Origin of the sequence: Herbidospora yilanensis (assembly GCF_001570565.1) — a bacterium.
In the GTDB taxonomy this organism is placed as follows: domain Bacteria; phylum Actinomycetota; class Actinomycetes; order Streptosporangiales; family Streptosporangiaceae; genus Herbidospora; species Herbidospora yilanensis.
Map to the genome: position 1 here is coordinate 185,373 of NZ_BBXE01000023.1, position 24,301 is coordinate 209,673.

26 protein-coding genes are annotated in these 24,301 nt (G+C 70.2%); 18 read left to right on the top strand and 8 right to left on the bottom strand.

Annotated elements, in window-relative coordinates; genetic code table 11:
• The first annotated feature begins 462 nt into the window (after positions 1-462).
• The 10 genes from rsmD (at position 463) to ftsY (ending at position 9,941) form a co-directional block, all read left to right on the top strand.
• Positions 463-1,029 (top strand): 16S rRNA (guanine(966)-N(2))-methyltransferase RsmD, encoded by a 567-nt coding sequence (gene rsmD, locus AW273_RS18205; protein WP_062349515.1) that lies wholly within the window; start codon positions 463-465, stop codon positions 1,027-1,029.
• Positions 1,030-1,038: 9 nt separating this feature from the next.
• Positions 1,039-1,515 (top strand): pantetheine-phosphate adenylyltransferase, encoded by a 477-nt coding sequence (gene coaD, locus AW273_RS18210; RefSeq protein WP_062349516.1) that lies wholly within the window; start codon positions 1,039-1,041, stop codon positions 1,513-1,515.
• Positions 1,516-1,590: 75 nt separating this feature from the next.
• Positions 1,591-2,148, top strand: coding sequence for a YceD family protein (locus AW273_RS18215; protein WP_062349517.1), 558 nt, complete (start codon positions 1,591-1,593; stop codon positions 2,146-2,148).
• A 1-nt stretch (position 2,149) separates the two neighbouring features.
• Positions 2,150-2,329 carry a 50S ribosomal protein L32 gene (gene rpmF / locus AW273_RS18220; protein ID WP_030456611.1) on the top strand — a complete coding sequence of 60 codons (180 nt, stop codon included), beginning with the start codon at positions 2,150-2,152 and terminating at the stop codon, positions 2,327-2,329.
• Positions 2,330-2,564: 235 nt separating this feature from the next.
• The gene (gene rnc / locus AW273_RS18225) at positions 2,565-3,320 is read left to right on the top strand and encodes a ribonuclease III (protein WP_062349518.1); all 756 of its coding nucleotides are present in this window, start codon (positions 2,565-2,567) and stop codon (positions 3,318-3,320) included.
• Entirely contained in the window at positions 3,320-4,177 is an 858-nt protein-coding gene (gene mutM / locus AW273_RS18230; RefSeq protein ID WP_062349519.1) for a bifunctional DNA-formamidopyrimidine glycosylase/DNA-(apurinic or apyrimidinic site) lyase, read from the top strand. Before rnc ends, mutM begins: the two co-directional genes overlap by 1 nt.
• Positions 4,171-4,440 (top strand): acylphosphatase, encoded by a 270-nt coding sequence (locus AW273_RS18235; RefSeq protein ID WP_062349520.1) that lies wholly within the window; start codon positions 4,171-4,173, stop codon positions 4,438-4,440. Before mutM ends, AW273_RS18235 begins: the two co-directional genes overlap by 7 nt.
• Before the next feature lie 189 nt (positions 4,441-4,629).
• Positions 4,630-4,824, top strand: coding sequence for a hypothetical protein (locus tag AW273_RS18240; RefSeq protein ID WP_062349521.1), 195 nt, complete (start codon positions 4,630-4,632; stop codon positions 4,822-4,824).
• Between the two features lie 138 nt (positions 4,825-4,962).
• Entirely contained in the window at positions 4,963-8,652 is a 3,690-nt protein-coding gene (locus AW273_RS18245) for an AAA family ATPase (protein ID WP_062349522.1), read from the top strand.
• Between the two features lie 134 nt (positions 8,653-8,786).
• On the top strand, positions 8,787-9,941 hold the full coding sequence (gene ftsY, locus AW273_RS18250; RefSeq protein WP_062349523.1) for a signal recognition particle-docking protein FtsY: 1,155 nt from the start codon (positions 8,787-8,789) through the stop codon (positions 9,939-9,941).
• A gap of 104 nt (positions 9,942-10,045) precedes the next feature.
• Here the strand turns inward: ftsY and AW273_RS18255 are convergent, their stop codons facing one another.
• Together AW273_RS18255 and AW273_RS18260 are read right to left on the bottom strand one after the other, a co-directional pair.
• Positions 10,046-10,534, bottom strand: a complete 489-nt coding sequence (locus AW273_RS18255; RefSeq protein ID WP_062349524.1) for a DUF6461 domain-containing protein — start codon at positions 10,532-10,534, stop codon at positions 10,046-10,048.
• A gap of 19 nt (positions 10,535-10,553) precedes the next feature.
• Positions 10,554-11,624, bottom strand: coding sequence for a PLP-dependent cysteine synthase family protein (locus AW273_RS18260; RefSeq protein WP_062349525.1), 1,071 nt, complete (start codon positions 11,622-11,624; stop codon positions 10,554-10,556).
• 227 nt (positions 11,625-11,851) lie between these two features.
• Between AW273_RS18260 and AW273_RS18265 the strand changes: the two genes are divergently transcribed.
• On the top strand, positions 11,852-12,439 hold the full coding sequence (locus AW273_RS18265; RefSeq protein WP_157555899.1) for a sigma-70 family RNA polymerase sigma factor: 588 nt from the start codon (positions 11,852-11,854) through the stop codon (positions 12,437-12,439).
• A gap of 35 nt (positions 12,440-12,474) precedes the next feature.
• Here the strand turns inward: AW273_RS18265 and AW273_RS18270 are convergent, their stop codons facing one another.
• Positions 12,475-12,804, bottom strand: coding sequence for a YciI family protein (locus AW273_RS18270; RefSeq protein WP_062349527.1), 330 nt, complete (start codon positions 12,802-12,804; stop codon positions 12,475-12,477).
• A 20-nt stretch (positions 12,805-12,824) separates the two neighbouring features.
• Here AW273_RS18270 and AW273_RS18275 point away from each other — a divergent pair, with 20 nt between their 5' ends.
• Positions 12,825-13,244 (top strand): hypothetical protein, encoded by a 420-nt coding sequence (locus AW273_RS18275; protein WP_157555901.1) that lies wholly within the window; start codon positions 12,825-12,827, stop codon positions 13,242-13,244.
• Here the strand turns inward: AW273_RS18275 and AW273_RS18280 are convergent.
• Positions 13,241-14,158, bottom strand: a complete 918-nt coding sequence (locus AW273_RS18280) for an anti-sigma factor RsbA family regulatory protein (RefSeq protein ID WP_369409043.1) — start codon at positions 14,156-14,158, stop codon at positions 13,241-13,243. The two genes, AW273_RS18275 and AW273_RS18280, sit on opposite strands and share 4 nt — an antisense overlap.
• 260 nt (positions 14,159-14,418) lie before the next feature.
• Here AW273_RS18280 and AW273_RS18285 point away from each other — a divergent pair, with 260 nt between their 5' ends.
• From AW273_RS18285 to AW273_RS18295, 3 genes are read left to right on the top strand one after another with little or no spacing between them, the layout of a single operon-like run.
• On the top strand, positions 14,419-14,682 hold the full coding sequence (locus AW273_RS18285; RefSeq protein ID WP_232320237.1) for a hypothetical protein: 264 nt from the start codon (positions 14,419-14,421) through the stop codon (positions 14,680-14,682).
• Between the two features lie 28 nt (positions 14,683-14,710).
• Positions 14,711-15,481, top strand: a complete 771-nt coding sequence (locus AW273_RS18290) for a polysaccharide deacetylase family protein (RefSeq protein ID WP_232327483.1) — start codon at positions 14,711-14,713, stop codon at positions 15,479-15,481.
• 9 nt (positions 15,482-15,490) lie between these two features.
• Positions 15,491-16,114: a DUF2461 domain-containing protein gene (locus AW273_RS18295; RefSeq protein ID WP_062349530.1), complete on the top strand. Its 624-nt coding sequence runs from the start codon at positions 15,491-15,493 to the stop codon at positions 16,112-16,114.
• A 125-nt stretch (positions 16,115-16,239) separates the two neighbouring features.
• Here the strand turns inward: AW273_RS18295 and AW273_RS18300 are convergent, their stop codons facing one another.
• Together AW273_RS18300 and typA are read right to left on the bottom strand one after the other, a co-directional pair.
• Positions 16,240-16,866, bottom strand: a complete 627-nt coding sequence (locus tag AW273_RS18300) for a superoxide dismutase family protein (RefSeq protein ID WP_062349531.1) — start codon at positions 16,864-16,866, stop codon at positions 16,240-16,242.
• Positions 16,867-16,958: 92 nt separating this feature from the next.
• The gene (gene typA, locus AW273_RS18305; protein WP_062349532.1) at positions 16,959-18,812 is read right to left on the bottom strand and encodes a translational GTPase TypA; all 1,854 of its coding nucleotides are present in this window, start codon (positions 18,810-18,812) and stop codon (positions 16,959-16,961) included.
• 169 nt (positions 18,813-18,981) lie between these two features.
• Between typA and AW273_RS18310 the strand changes: the two genes are divergently transcribed.
• Positions 18,982-19,737 (top strand): alpha/beta hydrolase, encoded by a 756-nt coding sequence (locus AW273_RS18310; RefSeq protein ID WP_232327484.1) that lies wholly within the window; start codon positions 18,982-18,984, stop codon positions 19,735-19,737.
• 63 nt (positions 19,738-19,800) lie between these two features.
• On the opposite strand, the gene AW273_RS18315 is transcribed toward AW273_RS18310, so the two are convergent.
• Positions 19,801-21,237: an aldehyde dehydrogenase gene (locus tag AW273_RS18315; protein ID WP_062349534.1), complete on the bottom strand. Its 1,437-nt coding sequence runs from the start codon at positions 21,235-21,237 to the stop codon at positions 19,801-19,803.
• A 203-nt stretch (positions 21,238-21,440) separates the two neighbouring features.
• Between AW273_RS18315 and AW273_RS18320 the strand changes: the two genes are divergently transcribed.
• Entirely contained in the window at positions 21,441-22,319 is an 879-nt protein-coding gene (locus AW273_RS18320) for a coiled-coil domain-containing protein (RefSeq protein WP_062349535.1), read from the top strand.
• Positions 22,320-22,329: 10 nt separating this feature from the next.
• Here the strand turns inward: AW273_RS18320 and AW273_RS18325 are convergent, their stop codons facing one another.
• The gene (locus AW273_RS18325) at positions 22,330-23,577 is read right to left on the bottom strand and encodes a GH1 family beta-glucosidase (RefSeq protein ID WP_062349536.1); all 1,248 of its coding nucleotides are present in this window, start codon (positions 23,575-23,577) and stop codon (positions 22,330-22,332) included.
• Between the two features lie 73 nt (positions 23,578-23,650).
• Between AW273_RS18325 and AW273_RS18330 the strand changes: the two genes are divergently transcribed.
• Positions 23,651-24,283, top strand: a complete 633-nt coding sequence (locus tag AW273_RS18330) for a TetR/AcrR family transcriptional regulator (protein WP_062349537.1) — start codon at positions 23,651-23,653, stop codon at positions 24,281-24,283.
• Positions 24,284-24,301 lie beyond the last annotated feature (18 nt).

Sequence of the window (24,301 nt, forward strand, 5' to 3'; positions counted from 1 at the left end):
CGGCGCCGGTTCTGGCGTGTCGTTCGGCTGCGCTGGCGGCGTGGCGGTGCGGTGCGGGAGCGGGGGGTTGGCGCCGGTTACGGGTGAGTCGCGGGGGCGGTGGGCGGGGCCGGGCAGGCGGGAGCCGTAACGGAAAGAGTTGCGAAACGGCGGAGATCTGGGAGCGATCCGTGCAGAGGGCTGCCGGGCTTGGGGCCCTGGGTCATAGAAATGACCCAGGGCCCAGCCATGGGACGGCCTCCCCCCGAATGCCGTCCCCGGCTGGGCCCACCCTCGGGTCAGGTGCCGAGGGCGCCGGCGTGCGGAAGGGCTCACGATCACGCCGGCCGGCCTTCCCCTGGGTCACCTTGAAGGCCGCACGTTCATAGTGCAGGGCCGCGACCACGAACGGAACGACCCTGGCCGTTCCTTCGCCAGGCATTACCGAGCTTTTCCATTCCGGCTCTCCGGGACAATGGGCCGGTGACGCGTCTCATCGCCGGAACCGCCGGTGGCAGGCGGATCGAGGTCCCGCCCGGCAGGGGAACCCGGCCCACCAGCGACCGCGCCCGTGAGGGCATCTTCTCGACCGTCGGGTCGCTCGTCGGCGTGCCGGAGCGGGTGGCCGACCTCTACGCCGGGTCGGGCGCCATCGGGCTGGAGTCGCTGAGCCGGGGGTCCGGCCACGCGCTGCTGGTCGAGTCGGACGCCAAGGCTCTGCGAACGATCAGGGCCAACGTCGCCGCCCTGAACCTTCCCGGGGCCGTGGTGCGCGCCGAGAAGGTCGAGCGGCTCGTCGCGCGCCCCTGCGAGGGCGAGCCCTACGACTTCGTCTTCGCCGACCCGCCCTATGCCGTCTCCGACGACGTGGTCCACAGGGTGCTGGTCCAGTTGCTGGAGAACGGCTGGCTCGCCGACGGGGCCCTGGTGGCGGTCGAACGCGAGACCAGAGGGAATGATCTGCGGTGGCCCCCCGGCTTCGAGGAGGCCAGGGCGCGTCGTTACGGTGAAGCGACCGTTTGGTACGGTCACGCCAACCGGGCCGAGTAGGGGGTTGTTGTGCGCAGAGTCGTCTGCCCCGGATCGTTCGATCCCGTGACGAACGGCCATCTCGACATCATTGGCCGAACGTCGCGTCTGTACGACGAGGTCGTCGTCGCGGTGTTGATCAACATCGAGAAGACGAGCCTGTTCACCGTCGAGGAGCGCATCGACATGCTCCAGGCGGTGACCAAGGAATACGGCAACGTCCGCGTGGAGAAGTTCCACGGCCTCCTGGTCGACTTCGCCCGCCAGCAGGGCATCCCGACGATCGTCAAGGGCCTGCGCGCGGTCAGCGACTTCGACTACGAGTTGCAGATGGCCCAGCTCAACTACCGCATGTCGGGGGTCGAGACGCTGTTCATGTCGACCAACCCCGAATACTCCTTCCTGTCCTCCAGCCGGCTGAAGGAGATCGCCCGCTACGGCGGCGACGTGTCGGGCCTGGTGCCCGACCTCGTGCTGAAGCTGCTGGTGGAACGCGTGCGCGGCTGAGCCCCCCGGCGGGCTGGTATTCTTGCGTTTCGGCCTTGCACGACGGCGGTGATTCGCCATGCCTAAGAGACCAGGATGAAAGTGCACACCCTCGACCCTCGCGCTCCATGGGTAATCTCGACCCATGACCTCGGGCGCCGCCCGGGGTCGATGCGCACGATGAAGCCCGTTCTCCCGGCTCCGGCGGATGTCGCGGTCGGCTTGATCGGCGTCCCCAAAGACGCCGACGTCGAGCTGGATCTCCGGCTCGAAGCAGTGATGGAGGGCGTGCTCGTCACGGGCACGGCGCTGGCTCCTCTCACGGGAGAGTGCTCGCGCTGCCTGGAACCCCTGACCTCGGATGTCGAGGTCGACTTCCAGGAGCTCTTCTTCTACACGGCGGAAGACGCCGGAGAGGACGACCAGATCCTCGACGGCGAGCTACTGGATCTTGAGCCGACATTCCGTGACGCGGTGGTGCTCGCGCTGCCGCTGAGCCCGGTCTGCAGCGACGACTGCGCCGGTCTCTGCGCGGAGTGCGGGGTCAGGCTGGCCGAGGCCGGTCCCGACCACCGTCACGAGACGCTCGATCCCCGCTGGGCATCACTGCGGGGCCTGGTTTCCAACAACGACGAAGACGATCAGGAGGCCTGACGTGGCCGTTCCCAAGAGGAAGATGTCGCGGGCCAACACGCGCGCCCGCAGGTCCCAGTGGAAGACCAGTGCGGTCGCGCTCGTGAGCTGCCCCCAGTGCCGCTCCCCCAAGCGCCCCCACATGGCCTGTGGCGAGTGCGGCACCTACAACCGCCGCCAGGTCATCGAGCCCAACGCCTGACCGCCCCGGCGGCTCAGGTGACCGCCGGCCGGGATCGTCAAACGACCCCGGTCGGCGTTATTTTGCTCCACAGACGCGTCAAAAGGCGCGGCTCCACTGCGTGCGGCGGCGGTCGTGCCCGCGGTCGTGGTGGACGCCGGGTTCAACCCGGCGTCCACCACGCCTTCGGGGCTTCGCCAGAAGTTCACTCCTGCCACCGTGCCGGCGGTCCGCCATGCACGAGGAGGAAAACTTCATGATCGGTAAGCCCGTCGCCGTCGAGGCCGTCCGCGACGAGCTGGAGGGCGTCCTCCAGGTCCGGCTCGACACCGCGATCCTGGAACGCGCCCTGACCCACCGCTCCTACGCGTACGAGAACGGCGGGCTGCCCACCAACGAGCGCCTGGAGTTCCTGGGCGACTCGGTGCTGGGCCTCGTGGTCACCGACACGCTCTACCGCGACCACCCCGACCTGCCCGAGGGCCAGCTCGCGAAGCTGCGGGCGGCCGTGGTCAACATGCGCGCCCTGGCCGACGTCGCCCGGTCGCTCGGCATGGGCCGCTACCTGCGGCTGGGCCGGGGCGAGGAGGGCACGGGCGGGCGCGACAAGTCGTCGATCCTGGCCGACACCCTGGAGGCCCTGATCGGCACCGTGTACGTCGACAAGGGCCTCGACGAGGCGTTCCGGGTCGTCCACACGCTGTTCGACCCGCTGATCAAGCGGTCGGCGTCGCTGGGCGCCGGGCTCGACTGGAAGACCTCCCTGCAGGAGCTGACCGCCTCCGAGGTGCTCGGGGTGCCCGAATACCACGTCGAGGAGTCGGGGCCCGACCACGCCAAGTCGTTCGTGGCGACCGTCCGTGTCGGCGGACAGGACTACGGCACCGGCGCCGGGCGGTCGAAGAAGGAGGCCGAGCAGCAGGCCGCCGAGGCCGCCTGGACGGCCATCCGCGCCATGCGCGACGCCCGCGAGGCCGCCGCCGCCGCCGCTGCGGCGGGCCCGGTGGCCTGATGCCGGAACTGCCGGAGGTCGAGGTCGTCCGGCGCGGCCTCGACGTCTGGGTGTCGGGCCGGACGATCGAGTCGGCCGAGGTGCTCCACACGCGGGCGGTCCGCCGGCACGAGGGCGTGTTGTCCGACCAGCTCAAGGGCCGCCGCGTCGAGTCGGCCGACCGGCGCGGCAAGTACCTGTGGCTCCCGCTCGACGACGGGGCCGCGCTGATGGCCCATCTGGGCATGAGCGGCCAGGTGCTGATGGTCCCGAAGGGGTCGCCCGACGAGAAGCACCTCCGGGTCCGGGTGACCTTCGCCGACGACGGCCCCGAGCTGCGCTTCGTCGACCAGCGGACGTTCGGCCACCTCATGATCGCCCCGCTGACGGCGAGCGGGGGGCGTACCGTCCCGCTGCCGATCGCACACATCGCTCCCGACCCGTTTGAGGACGCCTTCGACGAGGACGCCTTTACGGCAGCTCTGAAAAAGCGAAAAACCGGTATAAAGCGGGCGCTTCTTGACCAGAGTTTGATCAGCGGCGTGGGAAACATCTACGCCGACGAGGCCCTCTGGCGGGCGAAACTCCACTGGGCCCGCGCCACCGAGACCCTGACCAAGCCGAAGATCTCCGAACTCCTTGCCGCCGCCCGTGCCGTCATGACCGAAGCGCTCGGCCAGGGGGGTACATCGTTCGACAGCCTGTATGTGAACGTGAACGGCGAGTCGGGCTATTTCGACCGGTCACTCAACGTGTACGGCCGCCGAGACGAACCCTGCCCGAGATGCGGCACGCCGATCCGGAGAGACGCCTTCATGAACCGCAGCAGCTACTCCTGCCCCACCTGCCAGCCGCGCCCGAGGAACGGGCGATGGTGAGGCTCACCGCGTGGGTGCGCGGACGGGTGCAGGGCGTGGGTTTCCGCTGGTGGACGCGGGCGCGGGCGCTGGAGCTCGGGCTCACCGGCTGGGCGCTCAACCTGGCCGACGGCCGGGTCGAGGTGGTGGCGGAGGGCCCCAGGGAGGCCTGTGAGCGCCTCCTGGAGCGACTGAGAGGCTCTGACGCGCCCGGACATGTCTTAGGAGTGTCTGAGCGCTGGACGGACGTCAAGGGCGGTTTGGTGGGGTTCTTGGAGCGATAGCTCTTCCCTTAAACCGCCCAAATGAGGTATATTTACATGTCGACAGTGTCCAACGGCTGATCCTTACGAGGCGTTCAACTTGACCGACTTCGCAGCCGGTGCGACTCTTGGACAAGAACCACGCGCACCCCTCCCGCGGCTTGAAGTGCGCGAACCAGTCTGGTCACTCAGCGTGGAGGACCCTTAACCATGGCTAAGGCTCTACTCGGCCACGTCGGCGGTCCTGATCCTCGAATGGTCTCGGAAATGCGTCGCCTCCAGCAGCGCATCCGTGATCTGGAGGCAGAACTCACCCGACTCCAGGAGCAGAACGAGGCCCTTGCGGCGCAAACTCGTGACGACGACCTGGTCCGGCTGCAGGATCGCGAGCCGGCTCTCACCTGAGAGACCGGGTTTTCACGAAATCAATTGCAAGGGGCGCCTCGTAGGGGCGTCCCTCGTCATTTCGGTTCCCTGACCGCTCATCCGGGAAGCAGGCGATAGTCTTCCCCGGTACTGTCGGCGCAGGGAGGGACTCTTGAGGTGTACCTGAAGACCCTCACCCTGCGCGGCTTCAAGTCGTTCGCGTCCGCGACGAAGCTGCAGTTCGAGCCCGGCATCACCTGTGTCGTCGGGCCCAACGGGTCGGGCAAGTCCAACGTCGTCGACGCCCTGGCCTGGGTGATGGGCGAGCACAGCGCCAAGTCGCTGCGCGGCGGCAAGATGGAAGACGTCATCTTCGCGGGCACCTCCTCGCGCCCCCCGCTCGGCCGCGCCGAGGTCACGCTGACCATCGACAACACCGACGGCGCGCTGCCCATCGAATACTCCGAGGTGACGATCAGCCGCCTCATGTTCCGGTCGGGCCAGAGCGAATACGCCATCAACGGCGACACCTGCCGCCTGCTCGACATCCAGGAGCTCCTGTCCGACTCCGGCATCGGCCGGGAGATGCACGTCATCGTCGGCCAGGGCCAGCTCGACCAGGTGCTGCACGCCGGTCCCGAGGAACGCCGGGCGTTCATCGAGGAGGCCGCGGGCGTCCTCAAGCACCGCAAGCGCAAGGAGAAGGCGCTCCGCAAGCTCGACGCGATGCAGGCCAACCTCACCCGCGTCCAAGACCTCGCGACCGAGCTCCGGCGTCAGCTCAAGCCGCTGGGCCGCCAGGCCGAGATCGCCCGCAAGGCCGCCGTCATCCAGGCCGACCTGCGCGACGCCCGCCTGCGGCTGCTGGCCGACGACGTGGTCTCCCTGCGCGACACGCTGGAGCGCGAGGCGGCCGACGAGGCGGCCGTACAGGCTCGGCGTTCGCAGGTCGAGCAGGGGCTCAACGAGAACCAGGAGCGCGAGGCCGCGCTGGAGGCCGCCGCGGCCGAGGCCCAGCCCCGGCTGACCGTCGCCCAGGAGACCTTCTACGCACTGTCGGCCCTGCGGGAGCGGCTGCGCTCGGTCGAGAACCTGGCCGCCGAACGGGAGCGCCACGCGACCGACGCGGCGGCGATCGAGCGGCGGGGGCGCGACCCCGAGGAGTTCGAGCGCGAGGCCGCCGAGATCCGCGAGAAGGAACGGGTGCTCCAGGAGGCGCTCGACGAGGCCCAGATGCGCCTCGAAGCGGCCGTCGACGCCCGTGGCGAGGCCGAAGAGGCGCTGGCCGGGGAGGAGCGGCGGTTGTCGATCGCCGCCCGTGTCGCCGCCGACCGCCGTGAGGCCCTCGCGCGGTTGCGCGGGCAGGCCGAGTCGGCCCGGGGGCGGGTGCGGGCCGCCGACGACGAGATCGGCCGGCTGGAGGCCGCCGTCCGGCAGGCCAGGGAACGCGCCGCCCAGGCACAGGGCGACCTGGAGGCCCAGGCGGTCGCCGAACCCGCCACCGACCCCGAGGTCGCCGCCGAGCTGGCCGTCGCGGAAGAGGGCGTCGAGCTCGCCCGCGCCGAGGTCGAGGTGGCCCGGGAGGCCGCCGAAGAGGCCAAGGCCGCCGTCGACGACGCCCGCGCCGCGCTGGCGGGCCCCCGCGCGGCCCTGTCGGCCGCGTCCTCGGGGGTCTCCGCCGCCCGTACGGCCGATCAGGAGGCCCAGAAGGCCGTCACCGCGCTGGAGGCCCGGCGGGAGGCGCTCGGGCTGAGCCTGGCCGGAGGGGCCGACGGCACCGCCCTGCTGGCCGAGAGCGGCCACGCGCCGCTGGCGGCCGTGATGAGCGTGCGGGCGGGGGCCGAGACCGCCATCGCGGCGGTGCTGGGGCCGCTGGCCGAGTCGGTGACGGTGGCGTCCGTCGAGACCGCGCTCGACTCCCTGGAACTGCTCCGCGCCAAGGAGACCGGCCGGACCTCCCTGGTCATCGGGGCGGCCCCGGCCGTCACCCGGCCCTCGGGCACGTTCGAGTGGGCCGCCGACCTGGTCGAGGTCCCCACCGAGCTGCGGCCCGCTCTCGAACACCTGCTGTACGGCGTCGTCGTCGCCCCCGACCTCGACGCCGCCCGCACGATCGTCGCGGCGCGCCCCGACCTGCGGGCGGTCACCCGCGACGGCGACCTCCTCGGGGCCCACACCGCCCAGGGCGGCTCGGGCGGCGGTTCGATCCTCCAGGTCCGCGCCGCGCTCGACCAGGCGGGTTTCGACCTCGACCAGGCTCGCGCGGCGGGGGAGGAGACCGCCTTCGCCCTCGACGAGGCCCTGGAGGCCGAGGCCGCCGCCCAGGAGGCGCTCGAAGCGGCCCAGGGTGCGGTGGCCGAGGCGCAGGCCCAGCAGTCGGCGGCCCAGAACGGCGTCAACGCCGCCCGCTCCCGCCTCGACCAGGCGCAGGCGGCCCTCGACCAGGCCCGGGGCCGGCAGCGCGCCGCCGACCAGCGCCTCGCCGACGCCGCCAAGCAGCTCGCCCGCCTGGAGGCCAACGTCAAGGCGGCCCTCGACGAGGCCGAACGCCTCCAGGGCTCGGTCGCCTTCGCCGAAGAGGGCCGTGAGCTGGCCCGCGAAGAGTCCCTCACACTGGAGGAACGGCTCGCCGAGGCCGAGTTCGCCGCCGAACTGGAGTCCGAGCCCACCACCGAGGAACGCGACCGTCTGGCCGCCGCGGTCGGCGTCACCCGCCAGGCCGAGATGGAGGCCCGCCTGACGGTCCGCACCGCCGAGGAGCGGGTCCGCGGCATCGCCGGCCGGGCCGACGGCCTGATGCGCGCCGCCCAGCGCGAACGCGACGACCGCGCCAAGGCCGCCGCCCAGCGGGCCCGCCGGCGCCGCCAGGCCACCGTCGCCGCGAGCGTGGTCAGGGCCGCCCGGATCGCCCTCCACTCCCTGGAGGCCTCGATCATGCGGGCCGCCGCCGAACGCGACGAGCTCGCCGTCGCCCGGGAGGCCGTCGACGCCGAGCTGAAGACGGTCCGGATCAGGGTCCGCGAGCTCGGCTCGGAGCTCGACAAGCTGGTCAACCGGGCCCACGGCAGCGAGATGGCCCGCACCGAGCAGCGACTTCGCCTCGAACAGCTCGAAGAGCGCGCTGTGGAGGAGTACGGCGTCGAGTCCGAGGCGCTGGTCGCCGAATACGGCCCGAAGGCGCTCGTCCCGGGAGACCCTCCGGTGCCCTACGTGCGCGAGGAGCAGGAGAAGCGGGCCCGCGTCGCCGACAAGCAGATGCAGCAGCTCGGCAAGGTCAACCCGCTGGCCCTGGAGGAGTTCGCCGCCCTGGAGGAACGCCACACGTTCCTCACCTCACAACTCGAAGACCTCAAGAAGACCCGCCGCGACCTGCTCCTCGTCGTCAAAGAGGTCGACGACCGGGTCGAGCAGGTGTTCTCGGCGGCCTACGAAGACGTCCAGCGCGAGTTCGCGACCATCTTCGAGCGCGTCTTCCCGGGTGGTGAGGGCCGCCTGCTGCTGACCGACCCGACCGACATGCTGACCACCGGCGTCGAGGTCGAGGCCCGCCCGCCCGGCAAGAAGGTCAAGCGCCTGTCGCTGCTGTCGGGCGGCGAGCGCTCACTGACGGCCGTGGCGTTCCTGGTCGCCATCTTCAAGGCCCGCCCGTCGCCCTTCTACGTGATGGACGAGGTCGAGGCCGCCCTCGACGACACCAACACCCAGCGCCTGCTGACCCTCTTCGAGGAACTGCGACAGAACTCCCAGCTGATCGTCATCACCCACCAGAAACGCACCATGGAGATCGCCGACGCCCTCTACGGCGTGTCCATGCGCGGCGACGGCGTCACCCAGGTCGTCAGCCAGCGCCTACGCGAACACGCCTGACCCCTGGCTCGCCGTACCGCTCTCTGGACTGACGGAGTCGGCGGGAGCGGAGGAGGGAAGACGCCGGACAAGAGCGGCGAGCTCGCCGTGCCGGAGGCGCGGCCATAGACACAGCTCTGCGAGACTGACGTTTTGTGGATGGGTACATCGGCATCATCGCGATCATCATCGTCGTCATTCTCCTGGGCATAGGCACCACCGCCCTGCTCGTACGGCCGCGGTCGAAGACGACCCTGCCGCCGCCCCCCGCCCCGACCCCGCAGGCCCCCGCGCCGCCGGTCGAGGAGGAGGTGGTCGAGACGGTGGCGCCTCCGGCCGTTTCGGTGGAGGAGCTGGTCAAGCCGCCGGAGGTCGAGGTCCCGCCGCCGTCGGCCGGGCGGATGGTCCGGCTGCGCGCCCGGCTGGCCCGCTCGCAGACCACGCTCGGCCGGGGACTGCTCGAACTGCTGTCGCGCGACCGGCTCGACGACGACGTGTGGGACGAGATCGAGGAGACCCTGATCACGGCCGACGTCGGGGTCGCCCCGACCCGGGCCATGGTCGAAGACCTGAAGACCAAGGTGAAGGTCCTCGGCAGCCGCACGCCCACCGAGGTGCGCGCCCTGCTCCGGGCCGAACTGCTCACCCAGATCGACCCCGGCCTCGACCGGACCCTCCACACCTCCGCTCCCGGCGAGCGCCCCGCGGTCCTCCTGGTCGTCGGCGTCAACGGCACCGGCAAGACGACCACGACCGGCAAGCTGGCCCGCTCGCTGATCGGCGACGGCAAGTCGGTCGTCCTGGGCGCCGCCGACACCTTCCGCGCGGCGGCGGCCGACCAGCTCCAGACGTGGGGCGACCGTGTCGGCGCCCCCGTGGTCCGCGGGCCCGAGGCCGGCGACCCGGCGTCGGTCGCCTTCGACGCCGTGGCTCGGGGCATCGCCGACAAGGCCGACGTGGTGATCGTCGACACCGCCGGCCGCCTCCACACCAAGACCGGCCTGATGGACGAGCTCGGCAAGGTCAAGCGGGTCATCGAGAAGAAGGCCCAGGTCGACGAGGTGCTGCTGGTCCTCGACGCGACGACCGGGCAGAACGGCATGCGGCAGGCGCAGGTGTTCGGCGAGGTCGTGAACATCACGGGCATCGCGCTGACCAAGCTCGACGGCACGGCCAAGGGCGGCATCGTGATCTCGGTGCAGCGGGAGCTGGGCGTGCCGGTGAAGCTGGTCGGCCTGGGCGAGGGCCCCGACGACCTCGCGCCGTTCGACCCCGAGGTCTTCGTCGACGCCCTGCTGGGCGACGCGTAGGTCTCCGCACGTCTGACGCGGGGCGGGCGCGGCCGGGACGGCGCCGGATGCGGCGCGGGCCGGGGGCGGCGGTCGGTGCCGGGGTGGGCGGAGCCGTAACGGAATCACCCGCGGGGTAAGCGCACGCCCGTGGCGCGGTCGGCGAGGGCGAGGGCGCGGGCGGCGTAGTCGGACGGGAAGTCGACCGAGTCGCCCGTGAGGTGGAGGCGCAGGTCTTCGACCTCGGCTCCGAACCGGCCGGGGTCGAGGCCCTCGCGGGTGTCGTAGGTGAACAGGTTGAACGCGGTGACCAGGCGGCCGTCTTCGTAGTAGGCGAACCGGTCGGTGTCGACCGTCACCTCGACCAGGGCCGCCACCGTGCCGGCGGACAGCAGTGCGGTCAGGTCGCCGGGATGTTTGCTGAGGGCGCCGAAGAACACGACCGTGCCGCCTTCGGCCGGGGTGGCGTAGAGCTCCTTCTCCGGCGTGAGCCGGGCGAGCGCGTCGTCGGGGGAGAGGCCGCGCACGAAGGCGACCTCCAGCCACGTGTCGCCGGCGTCGTCGGTGGAGTCGCGGTAGAGCCACGTGTAGGTGCGGGCGCTGGCCTTCCTCATCGGGCGATCATGCCAGGTCCTACCGACGGAAGAGACTCCGGAACTCCGCCAGGGCGGGGGCGATGTCGATGCCGTTCTTCCGCAGCCACGAGTCCTTCTCGTACGTCCCCTTGTAGCGGCTGGAACTGTCGCAGATCAGCGTCACGACGCTGCCCCTGATGCCGTGGCTGCGCATCTCGCGGATGATCTCCATGGCGGCCGCCACGCTGGTGCCCGTCGAGGCGCCCACCTGGTGGTGGGTGACCTCGTTGACCCAGCGCATCGCGGCGATCGAGGTCGCGTCGGGGACCGAGGTCATGCGGTCGATGACCATCGGCAGGAACGACGGCTCCACGCGGGGGCGGCCGATGCCCTCGATCCTCGACGGCGTGCCGGGGTGGGCGGCGCCCGTCACCCACGACGGGTAGAAGGACGAGCCCTCCGGGTCGGCCACGCACAACCGGGTCGAGTGGCGGCGGTAGCGGATGTAGCGGCCGATCGTGGCGGAGGTGCCGCCGGTGCCCGCGCCGACCACGATCCAGGCCGGGACGGGGAACCGCTCCATCGCCATCTGCTCGTAGATGCTCTCGGCGATGTTGTTGTTGCCGCGCCAGTCGGTGGCGCGTTCGGCGTAGGTGAACTGGTCCATGTAGTGGCCGCCGGTCTCCAGGGCCAGGCGGGCCGACTCTTCGTAGATCTTCCCCGGGTCGTCGACCAGGTGGCACTTGCCGCCGTAGAACTCGATGATCTCCCGTTTCTCGGGAGAAGTGGTGGCTGGGATCACCGCGATGAAGGGCAGACCCAGGAGCCGGGCGAAGTACGCCTCGCTGACCGCGGTCGAACCGGAGGAGGCCTCGATGATCGTGGTGTTGGGGCCGATCCAGCCGTTGGACAGGCCGTAAAGGAAGAGGGAGCGGGCCAGCCGGTGCTTGAGTGAACCGGTCGGGTGGACCGACTCGTCTTTCAGGTAGAGGTCCACGCCCCACGAGGGCGGGAGGGGAAAGACGTGGAGATGGGTGTCGCAACTGCGGTTGGCGTCGGCCTCGACGGCGCGGATGGCGTCGTTCACCCAGGTCCGCGTCGCGGGGTCATGCCGGTCCACGTGTTTCATGTGAGCCACTGTAGTGAGTGTGGTTTGACACATTTTACGTCGGTTAGGGGGTTCGGTGTTACGATAATGAGACCTGTCCGGCTTGCGTGTGACCGATGCCACGCCCGCCGATGCGCCGCCTAACGCCCGACTTACGGGCCGGTTGAAACGATGACGACGGGATCCGCCCTACCCGCATGGATCGCCATCGGACGGGTAACGGGGGAGAGTTCAGCAGGGGGGATGACATGATCTCGATGACCGACGAGCAGCGTCAGGCCTGGTTCGAGCGCGACGTCGTGCCGGTGACCAGCCAGCTCTACGCGTCAGCCATGCGACTCACCCGCAACCCGGCCGACGCAGAAGACCTCGTGCAGGAGACCGTCACCAAGGCGTTCACGTCCTACCACCAGTTCCGCGAAGGCACCAACCTCAAGGCCTGGCTCCACCGGATCCTCACCAACAACTTCATCAACGACTACCGCAAGAAGCAGCGCTCGCCGAAGTTGTCGGCCGCCGAGGAGATCGAAGACTGGCAACTCGCCGCCGCCGAATCTCACACCTCGACGGGGCTGCGCTCGGCCGAGAACGAGGCGCTCGACTCGCTGCCCGACAACGTCGTGATGAACGCATTGCGTGCGCTGCCCGAGGAGTTCCGGGTGGCCGTCTACCTCGCCGACGTCGAGGGGTTCGCCTACAAGGAGATCGCCGACCGGATGGGGACCCCCATCGGGACCGTGATGTCCCGGTTGCACCGGGGGCGGCGTCAGCTCCGGGGCATGCTGGAGGGCTACGCCCGCGAGGAGGGCGTCGTGCGGGAGGCCATGGCCGCCTGACGCGGCGCACCCCGGCACTTGCCGAGACGCCGCCGTCAGGCGAGCGGGTCGTACTGGAACGCGCGGACCTCCTGGGCGCAGCGGCAGGAGGCCGCGATCTTCCGGGCCCACTCCAGTGCCGCCTCGCGGGAGGGCAGGTCGAGGACGGTGTATCCGCCGTTCAACTGGGCGGTCTGGGGATGGGTGCCCTCGGTCACCGTGCCGTCGGCGGCCACGAGGACGGGAGCGACGTCTTCGTCTATTCCGCCGCCGAAGACGTGGACACCCGCGTCTTTGGCCTCCTGGATGACGGCGTGGGCGTCGCGCACCACGTCGGGGAACTCCTCCTCGGTGAGGACCATGGCCGCGCTGGGGAACGAGATCATCTGGGTATAGCCTGCCGGGCGTGCGGCGATTACTCACGCCCCGGGCGTTGATTCTCTTTTCGGCCACGGTCGCGGCGACCGTGGCCGTGGTGTTCTTCCTGCGGCGTCCCCGGCCCGAGATCCCCGTGCCGGAGCCGGTGGACGACAAGCCGGCCCCCTGGCCTCCCGAGCCGGTTCTCGGGCGGCCGACCGAAGAGGATTTCGCGCGGATGCGGGGCGAGTACGTGCCGCCGAGACCCCGTAGACCGCTGTCGCGCTGGGTGGTCGCGGGGATCGTGCTCGCCGTCGTGGCCGGGCTCGGGCAGTTGCTCGTGTACGCCGTCTTCGACGAGCCCCGGGTGCCGTCGCCGGGCCTCCACTACGAGTGCCCGCCCCACGAGTGCTCATGGACGTACGACGACTACCAGGTGGTCGGCGGCTTCCTCGAAGGGGAGCCCTAGGCCATCGCCATGTGCAGGCGGACGCGTGACTCCCGTCCCGTCGTCTGGACCTCCATCAGGTCGCAGAGCTGGCGGCTGATCCACAGGCCGTAGCCGCGCGGCGACTCCTGCTCCGGCGGGATGTAGCCGGGGAACTCGACCTCGATCCCGCCCCCGTCGGGGTTGGTGATCTCGCAGACCAGGTCGGTGCCGGCCGTCCAGATGGTCACCGTGCCGTGCCCGGCTCCGTGTTCGACCGCGTTGGCGGCGATCTCCGCCGCGGCCAGGACCAGCGAGCCGGCCGCGTCGTCGCTCAGGCCGGCCTCGGTGGCGGTGGTGCGGACGAACGACCGCATGTCGCGTACGGTCGGCAGGTCGAACTCCATCACCCGGGCGCTCTCCGGCGGGGCCGGGAAGGGCGGCGGGTCCCAGTTCATGCGCTGCGGCGGGACGTACCCTCGGCTGCGGTGCTCCCCGGCCATGTCGAGGTAGCGGGGGTGGGTGCGCAGGGCGTCGTCGGCGGGGCGCCGGTAGACGCACAGCGCCGCGCCCTTCAGGGAGGCGCAGACGATGTTGACGATCGCCTCCACCCTGGCCCATTCGGCCGCGTCGCGGGGCGTGCGCCACGTGGGCTCCCCGACGAACAACGACGGGCCGCCCCGGCGCGCGTAGTCGAAGTATTCGGCCAGGACGCGGGCCGGATGGCCGTACCAGTCCTGGCTTCTGACGGAGCGGATGCGGGAGGTGTCGGCGCCCAGATGAGCGCGGATCAGGTCGAGGTTCTCCTCCGGCGCAACGAACAGGATGCGGTCGCCCCGACGCAACCCGTCGATGAGGGCCGGCAGCACCAGCCGGAGGTATTCCTCACTCGTCCCATATGGCACAGCAAGGTGCGTGAAGGCCACCGCACCGCGACTTCCCCGTTCGGCCTGCACGGGGATGAACGTAACAAGCGTCTTGCGTCGCGACAATGCGTCAGGAAGCGACAATAAACCGAATACAGCAGGAACTTCCCGGGACGCACAACCTTGCGGTTAATACGCCTGCGTGATGACGGGATGGAGTCCCATGATTACTCCATGCCGCCGCTACGTGATGTCCCAAATTTGGGTACATCCACCAATGTGCGCGTCTCGTCCTGGAGGTTGCCCCGGTGAGTGAGTCTCGCGCAGCTATACAAAAACTGCATTCGGACTTGATCGAACTCGGCGTGAACGGCGCCTACGAGCTGGGCGACGACGCTACGCTCTGTGTGTGGATCGGCCTGGTGGTCGTCTATCGCGATGGCTGTTTCCGCTGGTGGGAAGGCGCCTCCCGATGTCGGCACCCGGGAGACGATCCACGCGGGTGCGCCGTCCGGGTGGCCCGGCGGCACGCCGGGTTGATCAAGGAAGTGCCACCCTGGTGGGAGGACCAGAACGAGGTCCTGCGGGGGGAAGCCGTGGACGACCATCCATAACCCCCTACGACGTCTGGGGGGACGAAATATGCGGGGATTTCTGCGGCTGCTGGCGGTCACCGTCTGTGTCATGGTGAACACGCCACCGGTACACGCGGAGACCCCCGACCCCGATCTGCTGAACCGCAAGCTGACGCTCGCGCAGCCCGACTTCCCCCGGGTGCCGTTCCCGCCGATCAGGCGGGTCGACTGCGCCAAGGCCAAGTGCGTCGCGCTGACCTTCGACGACGGGCCCGGCGCCGAGACCGGCAAGGTGCTCAACCACCTGGCCCGCCACCAGGCCAAGGCGACCTTCTACGTGCTCGGCGAGCTGGTCACGCCCGAGTCGGCGCCGGTGCTGAAGCGCATGGTCGCCGAGGGCCACGAGCTGGGCAACCACTCGTGGGACCACGCCATGCTCTCGGGCCTGTCGCGAGACGGCGTCGACCGGCAACTGGCCCGCACCCAGCAGGTCGTCCGCAAGATCACCGGAGTGCGCATGCGCACCATGCGCCCGCCCTACGGCGCGACCAGCAAGATGGTCGCGGAGGTCAGCAGGGTCCACGGGCTGGCCCAGATCATCTGGAGCGTCGACACCCAGGACTGGCTGGTCCGCAAGCCCGACCGCATTGTCCGGCGGGCGGCCTCGGCCAAGCCCGGCGAGGTGATCCTGCTGCACGACATCCACGAGTCGACCGTCCGGTCGGTGCCGCGCCTGCTCGACGCGCTCGACAAGAAGGGGTTCGTGTACGTCACCGTCAGCGAGCTCTTCGGCGAGATGACCCCGGGCAAGAAGTACTTCGACAACCGGGCCAAATAAAGTGGGCCAATGGCATTCACCGGGTTCCCCGACGAGGCGCTGCTGTTCTACGAAGGGCTGATCGCCGACAACGGCAAGGCCTACTGGACCGCCAACAAGCACCTCTACGACAGCGCCGTCAAAGCCCCCATGCAGGAGCTGATGGCCGAGCTGGCGGACGAGTTCGGCGAGCCCCACGTGTTCCGCCCCTACCGTGACGTCCGGTTCTCCAAGGACAAGACGCCCTACAAAGACCACCAGGGCGCCTACGTGGCCAAGCTCGACGGCGTCGGCTACTACGTCCAGGTCGACGCAGAGGGTCTCTACGTGGCCGGCGGCTGGTGGGCGTCGGGGGAGATGACCCGCCGTTTCCGCGAGGCCGTCGACCACGACGACCACGGCTCCGAGCTGGAGAAGATCGTGGCCGGGCTGCCCGGCCGGTTCGTGGTCGAGGGTGACCGAGTGAAGACGCGCCCCCGTGGCGTCTCCCTCGACCACCCCCGGATCGAACTGATGAAGCACCGGACTCTCTACGCGGGTCACCGCTTCGAGCCCGACCCCTGGTTCCACACCGCCGAGGTGACCCAGCGGGTGCGCGCCGCGTGGCGCGAGCTCACCCCGCTGGTCGACTGGCTGCGAGTACGGCTGAGCTAGCCGATCACGATGACGAGTAGGGCGATCAACGCCCAGGCGCCCAAGAGCGCCGCGTAGGTTCCCCCGCTGACGATTCTCATGTTCCGAGGATCCCGCCGGCGTCTTGTGACTGACTTGCAGTTCAATCAGCGAAGGACGCCACAGACCACCCGTCCGCCCGCGTCGCCGGTGCGCAGGGTGGCGGCGTCGGCCGCGCCGTAGCGCTCGGGGAGGTGGGCGAGGTTGTCGGGCAGCGCGTGGACGACGAACGCGGCCCCGTCGGCGTCGGTCAGCCTGCCGACCTTGAACCGGTCGGTGATGAACGACGCGGCGGCCACGCCGTCGTCTCCGGCCAGCAGCGGCGGCAGGTCGCCCGCGTGGTCGCCGTGGTTCTTCGGCGCGACCGGCAGCGGCAGCACCGTCGTGTCGGGCTCCGCGGCGGCCCTGGCGACGTCGAGGTGGCCGCCGGCGGTGAAGAACGGCGTCACCTGGCCGGTCGCCGGGTCGACCGCCTTGGGGTCGCAGACGCCAGTGGTGTGAACATGGAACCCGTGGAAGCCCGGAGCCAGCCCTCTGACCTGGACCCCCACCCGTACTTTGGTGACGCCTCTGCGCTGCACCACGACGGTGCCCACGCGGGTGCCGGCGGCGTCGTGGAGCGCGATGGAGCGGCCCCGGCTCCAGGGCCCGGCCTCGGCGACCGTCGTGGCCCCGATGACGCCGACACCCGTGAGCAGCGCTCCGGCGAGCGCGAGATGAATCTTGCCCGGCATGCGAGCCTCCCCCTCAAATCACAACTCTGCGTGACTAGGCAAGCACAGAGGGTGGAGGCTCGCACGGAGAAAGGCCGAAGCGATCTCGTTATCTAGTTGGCGCGCTTGGCCCGCGCGGCGGTCCGGCCCCGGGTGGAGGCGTCGAGCACGACCTTGCGGATGCGCACCGTCTCGGGGGTGATCTCGACGCACTCGTCGTCGCGGATGAACTCCAGCGCCTGCTCCAGCGAGAGCTGGCGCGGCGGGATCAGCGTCTCGGTGACGTCGGCGGTCGAGGACCGCATGTTGGTGAGCTTCTTCTCCTTGGTGATGTTGACGTCCATGTCGTCGCTGCGCGAGTTCTCGCCGACGATCATGCCTTCGTACACCTCGGTGCCGGGGCCGACGAACAGCACGCCGCGCTCCTGGAGGTTGGTCATCGCGAACGCGGTGACCGGGCCGGAGCGGTCGGCGACCAGGGAGCCGTTGTTGCGGGTGCGCAGCTCGCCGAACCACGGCTCGTAGGCCTCGAAGACGTGGTGGACGAGCCCGGTGCCGCGGGTCTCGGTGAGGAACTCGGTGCGGAAGCCGATCAGGCCGCGGGCCGGGACGATGAACTCCATCCGGATCCAGCCCGTGCCGTGGTTGGTCATGTGCTCCATGCGGCCCTTGCGGACGGCCAGGAGCTGGGTGATCGCGCCCAGGTATTCCTCGGGGCAGTCGACGGTGAGGCGCTCGACGGGCTCGTGGCGCTTGCCGTCGATCTCCTTGGTGACGACCTGGGGCTTGCCGACGGTCAGCTCGTAGCCCTCGCGGCGCATCTGCTCGACCAGGATGGCCAGCGCGAGCTCGCCGCGGCCCTGGACCTCCCACGAGTCGGGCCGCTCGGTCGGCAGGATCCGCAGCGACACGTTGCCGACCAGCTCCTTGTCGAGCCGGTCCTTCACCATGCGGGCGGTGACCTTGCTGCCCTTGACCCGGCCGACCAGCGGCGAGGTGTTGGTGCCGATGGTCATCGAGATCGCCGGCTCGTCGACCGTGATCAGCGGCAGCGGGCGCGGGTCTTCGGGGTCGGCGAGGGTCTCGCCGATCATGATGTCGGGGATGCCGGCGATGGCGATGATGTCGCCGGGGCCCGCCGAGTCGGCCGGCTTGCGCTCCAGCGCGTCGGTCATCAGCAGTTCGGTGATCTTCACCCGCTGGATCGAGCCGTCGGTGCGGCACCAGGCCACCTGCTGGCCCTTCTTGATCTCACCCTGGTGGATCCGGCACAACGCGATGCGGCCCAGGTAGCTGGACGCGTCGAGGTTGGTGACGTGGGCCTGGAGCGGGGCCACCGGGTCGTAGACCGGGGCCGGGATCGTCTTGAAGATCGTCTCGAACAGGGGCTCGAGGTTCTCCTCGTCGGGCATGCCGCCGTCGGCCGGGCGGTTCAGCGAGGCCCGGCCGGCCTTGGCCGACGCGTAGACGATCGGGAAGTCGATCTGCTCCTCCGTGGCGTCGAGGTCCATGAAGAGCTCGTAGACCTCGTCGACGACCTCGGCGATGCGGGCGTCGGGGCGGTCGACCTTGTTGATGCACAGGATGACCGGCATCTTGGCCGACAGGGCCTTGCGGAGCACGAACCGGGTCTGGGGCAGCGGGCCCTCGGAGGCGTCGACGAGCAGGACCACACCGTCGACCATCGACAGGCCGCGCTCGACCTCGCCGCCGAAGTCGGCGTGGCCGGGCGTGTCGATGATGTTGAGGGTGACACCGCCGTGCTTCACGGCGGTGTTCTTCGCGAGGATGGTGATGCCCTTCTCGCGCTCGAGGTCGTTGGAGTCCATGACGCGGTCGTCGACGTCCTGATTGGCGCGGAACGCCCCGGACTGCCACAGCATGGCGTCGACGAGCGTCGTCTTGCCATGGTCGACGTGCGCGATGATCGCGAGGTTCCGCAGGTCGTCGCGGCTGTTCATAGGCATAGTTGAGTCTCGCTCTGGTCGTCGGGGCGGTGCCGCGTCTCGCTCCCGATCGGGAGACGCGTTCGGCCGCGCAATGGCGCGACCTTCCCATTTTAGTTGATCGCCATTACCGCTCCGAGCCTGCCGCCCGCAAGAGGGCGACAATTCACAGCGTCGTAATGTTGCCCCCATGATCTATGGGGCCATGTTGCGCACTCCTGACGGTGTCCGGATCGACGCGGCGCACCTGCCCGGCGACGGCGATCTCGGGATCGTGCTGGCCCACGGCTTCACCGGAACCTGGCGTTCCCCGGCCAACCGGCGCATCGCCGCCGCGTTCGCCCGCCACGCCGGGGTGATCGCGTTCGACTTCCGGGGGCACGGCCGTTCGTCCGGGCTGAGCACGGTCGGCGACCTGGAGGTCCTCGACCTCGATTCGGCGGTACGCCACGCGCGCGCCCACTACGCCAGGGTGGCGACCGTCGGCTTCTCGATGGGGGCCGCCGTGGCGGTCCGGCACGCCGCGCTCAACCGGGGCGTCGACGCGGTCGTCTCGGTGAGCGGCCCGGCGCGCTGGTACTACCGGGGCACCCGCCCGATGCGCACGGTCCACTGGGCGATCGAACGCAGATCGGGCCGGCTGGCCGCCCGGCTGGCCAAACGCACCCGGATAAAGGTCGGCACCTGGGACCCGATCCCGCTCGCGCCCTACGAGGCGGTGCCGCTCGTCACGCCGGCGCCGCTGCTGATCGTCCACGGCGACGACGACACGTTCTTCCCGCTGGAGCACGCCGAGCAGCTCTACGCGTGCGCGAACGAGCCGAAGGAGCTCTGGGTCGAGCCCGGTTTCGGGCACGCGGAGAACGCCGCGAGCGCCCATCTGATCCGGCGCATCGAAGAATGGATTTTCGCGCGAACCAAATCGGCGCAGGCGTCGTCTACATGAACGTGCGGGAGGGGCCCAGCGTCGCGGGGGCGTGTTGGGCACCCTCCCGGTGATCCCGGAGGCTCAGCCCAGCCGCGCGATGCTCTTGTACTCCAGGTAGCCCGCCAGCCCCTCCGGCCCGAGTTCGCGGCCGATGCCGCTGGCCTTGAAGCCGCCGAACGGGTTGCCGCTCTCCAGCGGGTTCATCATGTTGACGCCGTAGGTGCCGGTGCGGACCTGGCGGGCGATGTCCATCCCGTGGTCGGCGTCGGCGGTCCACACGCTGCCCGACAGGCCGTAGTCGCTGTCGTTGGCGATGCGCACGGCGTCGGCCTCGTCGTCGTAGGGGATCACCGTCAGGACCGGGCCGAAGATCTCCTCGCGGGCGATCCGCATGTCGTTGGTGGCGTCGGCGAAGACCGTGGGGGCGACGTACCAGCCGCGGTCGAACGGGCGGTCGAGGCCGCCGACGACGGCCTTCGCGCCCTCCTCCAGACCGATGCGGATGTAGCCCTCCACCCGTTCCTGCTGGCGCTTGGCGACCATCGGGCCGATGCCGGTGGCCGGGTCGGCCGGGTCGCCGACCTGCTGCCCGGCGGCCATCTCGGCGACCGCCTGCACGACCTCGTCGTAGCGGCCGCGGCTGGCCAGGATCCGGGTCTGCGCCACGCAGGCCTGGCCGCTGTTGAGGAGGGCGGCGATCGAGAACATGCCCATCGCCGAGGGCAGGTCGCAGTCGTCGAGGATGATCGCGGCCGACTTGCCGCCGAGTTCGAGGCTGACCCGCTTGAGCTGCTCGCCGCAGATCGAGGCGATGCGCCGCCCGGCGGCCGTCGAGCCGGTGAAGGCGACCTTGTCGATCCCGGGGTGGGAGACCAGGTGCTCGCCCGCCTCGCGCCCGGCCGCGACGATGTTGACCACACCCGGCGGGAGCCCCGCCTCGCGGATCACCTCGGCCAGGACGTAGCCGTCGAGCGGGGTCTCCGGCGCGGGCTTCACCACGACCGTGCAGCCCGCGAGCAGGGCGGGGGCCAGCTTGGTCATGATGACGAACTGCGGGACGTTCCACGGCACCACGGCCGCCACCACGCCCACCGGCTCCCGGCGGACGGTGACCGCGCCGAACATGCCCGGCCGCTCCTCCTCCACCTGGAAGGTCTTGCCGAGTTCGGCGTACCACTGGAGCACCCCGGTCGGCGGGCCGACCTGGCCGAAGTGGGAGAAGGTGATGGGCGAGCCCATCTCCAGGGTGATCAGGTCGGCGAGCTCGGCGGCGCGGGCCGCGTAGAGCCCGGCCAGGCGGCCCAGCGCCTCGGCCCGCTCGGCCATCGTCAGGCGCGGCCACGGGCCGTGGTCGAAGGCCTGCCGCGCGGCGGCGACGGCCCGGTCGAGGTCGGCCGGGGTGCCTTCGGGGACCCTGCCGACGATCTCCTCCGTATGGGGGGAGACCACGTCGATCGTGCCGGTGCCCGCCGGGGGAACCCAGTCGCCGCCGATGAAGAGCGTCTCGTGCCGGATCATGGAATGCACCTCCGTAAGGTCTGCCGCACCCGACCGAATCATGTTCTGTGAGGCCTTGGCAAGGATGGGACAGTCCTCGCGCATCATCTCGTCCCATACAAAATGGACGAATCTTCGCCAAAGGCGCATGGGTTCCCTGGTTCGGGTGGCGACCACCAAGATCGCCTCCTATAGTTTCGGTCCGACTGGGAGGGGAGGGACACATGCGGCGGGCACTCGTGGCTCTCCTCGTCTCCGGTCTCCTGCTCTCCCTCTGCGTGTCGCCCTCGGCCGCCGAACCCGACCGGCAGGCCCGGCTGAACAAGCTGACCAAGCAGGCCGCCGACCTCCAGAAGGCCTACCGGGGCGAGATCGCCACCCTCGACGACACCCGCAAGGCCGCCCAGCGGGCCGACGCGCGGGTCAAGAAGCTGCGGCGCGACCTCGGCGCGGCCGAACGCCGGGCGATCCAGTTCGCGCAGACCTCCTACATGGGCGGCGGCCTCGACACCGTCAGCATCTTCTCGATGTCGTCCGACCCCGGGAACGCGGCCACCCTCACCTACCTGTCGAGCGAGAAGATCGAGCGGCTCGGCAACGTCCAGCGCCTCATCGACCGGCAGAAACAGGCCGCCAAAGAGGCCGACCAGAAGGTCGACCAGCTCGAAAAGGACATCAAGGAGCTGAAGGCCAAGCAGCGCGACGTCGAGAAGCTGCTGGCCAAGTTCGGCTTCCAGACCCCCGACGCGGGCAGCGGCCTGACCGCCCGCATGGTCAGCATCCGCAATGCGATCATGGCCCAGTTCCCGATGCCCTACGGCGTGGGGTGCCTGCGTCCCGGCGACTTCGGCGAACACGGCAAGGGCCGGGCCTGCGACTTCATGATGTCCGGCGGCGGCAGCATGGCCGCCGGCGCGAACAAGGCCCGCGGCGACGCCCTGCTCCAGTGGTGCCTCACCAACGGCCGTGCCCTCGGCATCATGTACGTCATCTGGCAGCAGAAGTACTACGACATCCGCACCGGCGCCCCCGGCAAGATGATGGCCAACCGCGGCGGCGCGACCGCCAACCACTACGACCACGTCCACGTGTCGGTGCTCTGACGGTCCGGGGTCAGGCGCCCCGGGCGATCCGCTCCCGGTACCACCGGTACGACGCCTTCGGGGTGCGCTCGCCCGTCTCGAAGTCGACGTGGACCAGCCCGAAGCGCTGGTGGTAGCCCTCGGCCCACTCGAAGTTGTCGAGCAGCGACCAGACGAAGTAGCCCCGCACGTCGGCGTCGGACCGGAGCGCCGCGTCGATGTGCCCGTCGAGGTAGGCGACGCGGTCGTGGTCGTCGATCCCCTCGTAGGAGCAGCCGTTCTCGGTGACGTAGAGGGGCACCCGGTAGCGCTCGTGCAGGCCGGTGAGGAGCTCGCGCAGGCCGTCGGGGACGACGGGCCAGCCGAACGCGGTGGCAGGGTAGCCCTCGACGCCCGCGTCGGTGAAGGGGAGTTCGGGCGACCGCGGGGCCGAGACGCGGGTGGGGTTGTAGTAGTTGACCCCCAGGCCGTCGATCGGACGGCCGATGATCGCCAGGTCGCCGTCGCGGAGGCCGGGCATCGTGTCCAGGCCGAAGGCACGCAGGTCCGGATATTCGCCGAGGAACACCGGGTCGTTGAACATCCGGTTGTGCAGGGCGTCGTAGGCGCGGGCCGCCGCGACGTCCTCGGGGGAGTCCGAGGCGGGCCACACGGGGGTCAGGTTGTTGGTGATCAACACCGTCGGGGCCCCGGCCGCGCGCAGCGCGTCGACGGCCAGGCCGTGGCCGAGGAGCTGGTGGTGGGCGGCCGGCAGGGCGTCCAGGAAGAGCGCCTGCCCGGGGGCGTGGACGCCGAGGGCGTGGCCGTAGACGGTGTGCACGAACGGCTCGTTCAGGGTGATCCACAGGCCGACCCGGTCGGCGAGCCGCCCGGCCACCAGGGAGGCGTAGTCGGCGAACCGGTGGGCGGTGTCCCGGTCGAGCCAGCCGGGGAGGGCCGCCGGGAGGTCCCAGTGGAACAGCGTGAGCGCGGGGGTGATCCCGGCCGCCAGCAGGGCGTCGACCAGCCGCTCGTAGTGGTCGAGGCCCTTCGGGTTCGCCGGGCCGGTCCCGTCGGGCTGGACGCGGGTCCAGGACACCGAGAAGCGGTAGGCGTTCACCCCGAGATCGGCCAGCAGCGCCACGTCGTCGGCCCAGCGGCGGTAGCTGTCGCACGCCACCTCGGCCGTGTGGCCGTCGCGGATCGGCCCGAAGGAGTCCCAGATCGAGGGCCCGCGGCCGTCGTCCGAGAGCGCCCCTTCGATCTGGAAGGCGGCCGTGGCCGCGCCCCACAGGAACATCAGCGGTCCCCCCTAGAACACGAGTGCGACTCAGGTTAACTCGTTGGCAATCGAATCGGGAGAAAATGGGGCCATGACAAAAACCGCCACCGGCACCCTGCGCCGCAAACCCGCCCAGCGCAGGAGCGCCGAGAGGGTGGAGCGCATGCTCGACGAGTGCGCCCGGCTGCTCGACGAGGTGGGTTACGAGGGCCTGACCACCAAAGAGGTCGCCCGCAGGGCCGAGGTCCCCATCGGCACCTTCTACCAGTTCTTCCCCGACAAGCAGGGGCTGGTCCGCGCGCTGGCCTACCGCAACCTGGAGGCCTACCTCGCCCGGATCAGCGCCACCCTGGCGCACACCACGATCAACGACTGGACCGAGGCCACCGACCTCGTGATCGACGAGTTCGTGTGGATGAAGCGGTCGACGCCCGGCTTCAGCGTCTTCGACTTCGGCCTCACGCTGGCCGCGCCGGGCACCTCCCGGATGCTCGACGAGGCGCTCGAAGACAACCTCGTCGTCGCCGACCGGCTGCGCGGGCTGCTGATCGACCTCATCGGGGTGCCCGCCGGAGAGGTCCAGGCGCGCGCGTTCGTGGTGGCCGTCGAGGCCGCCGACGCCGTGCTCAAGCTCGCCTTCCGGGCCTGCCCCGACGGCGACCCCGACCTGATCGCCGAGTGCAAGAGGCTGGTCCGCCGCTACCTGTCCGACCACCTCGGCTAGCTTGACCTGGAGCCGACT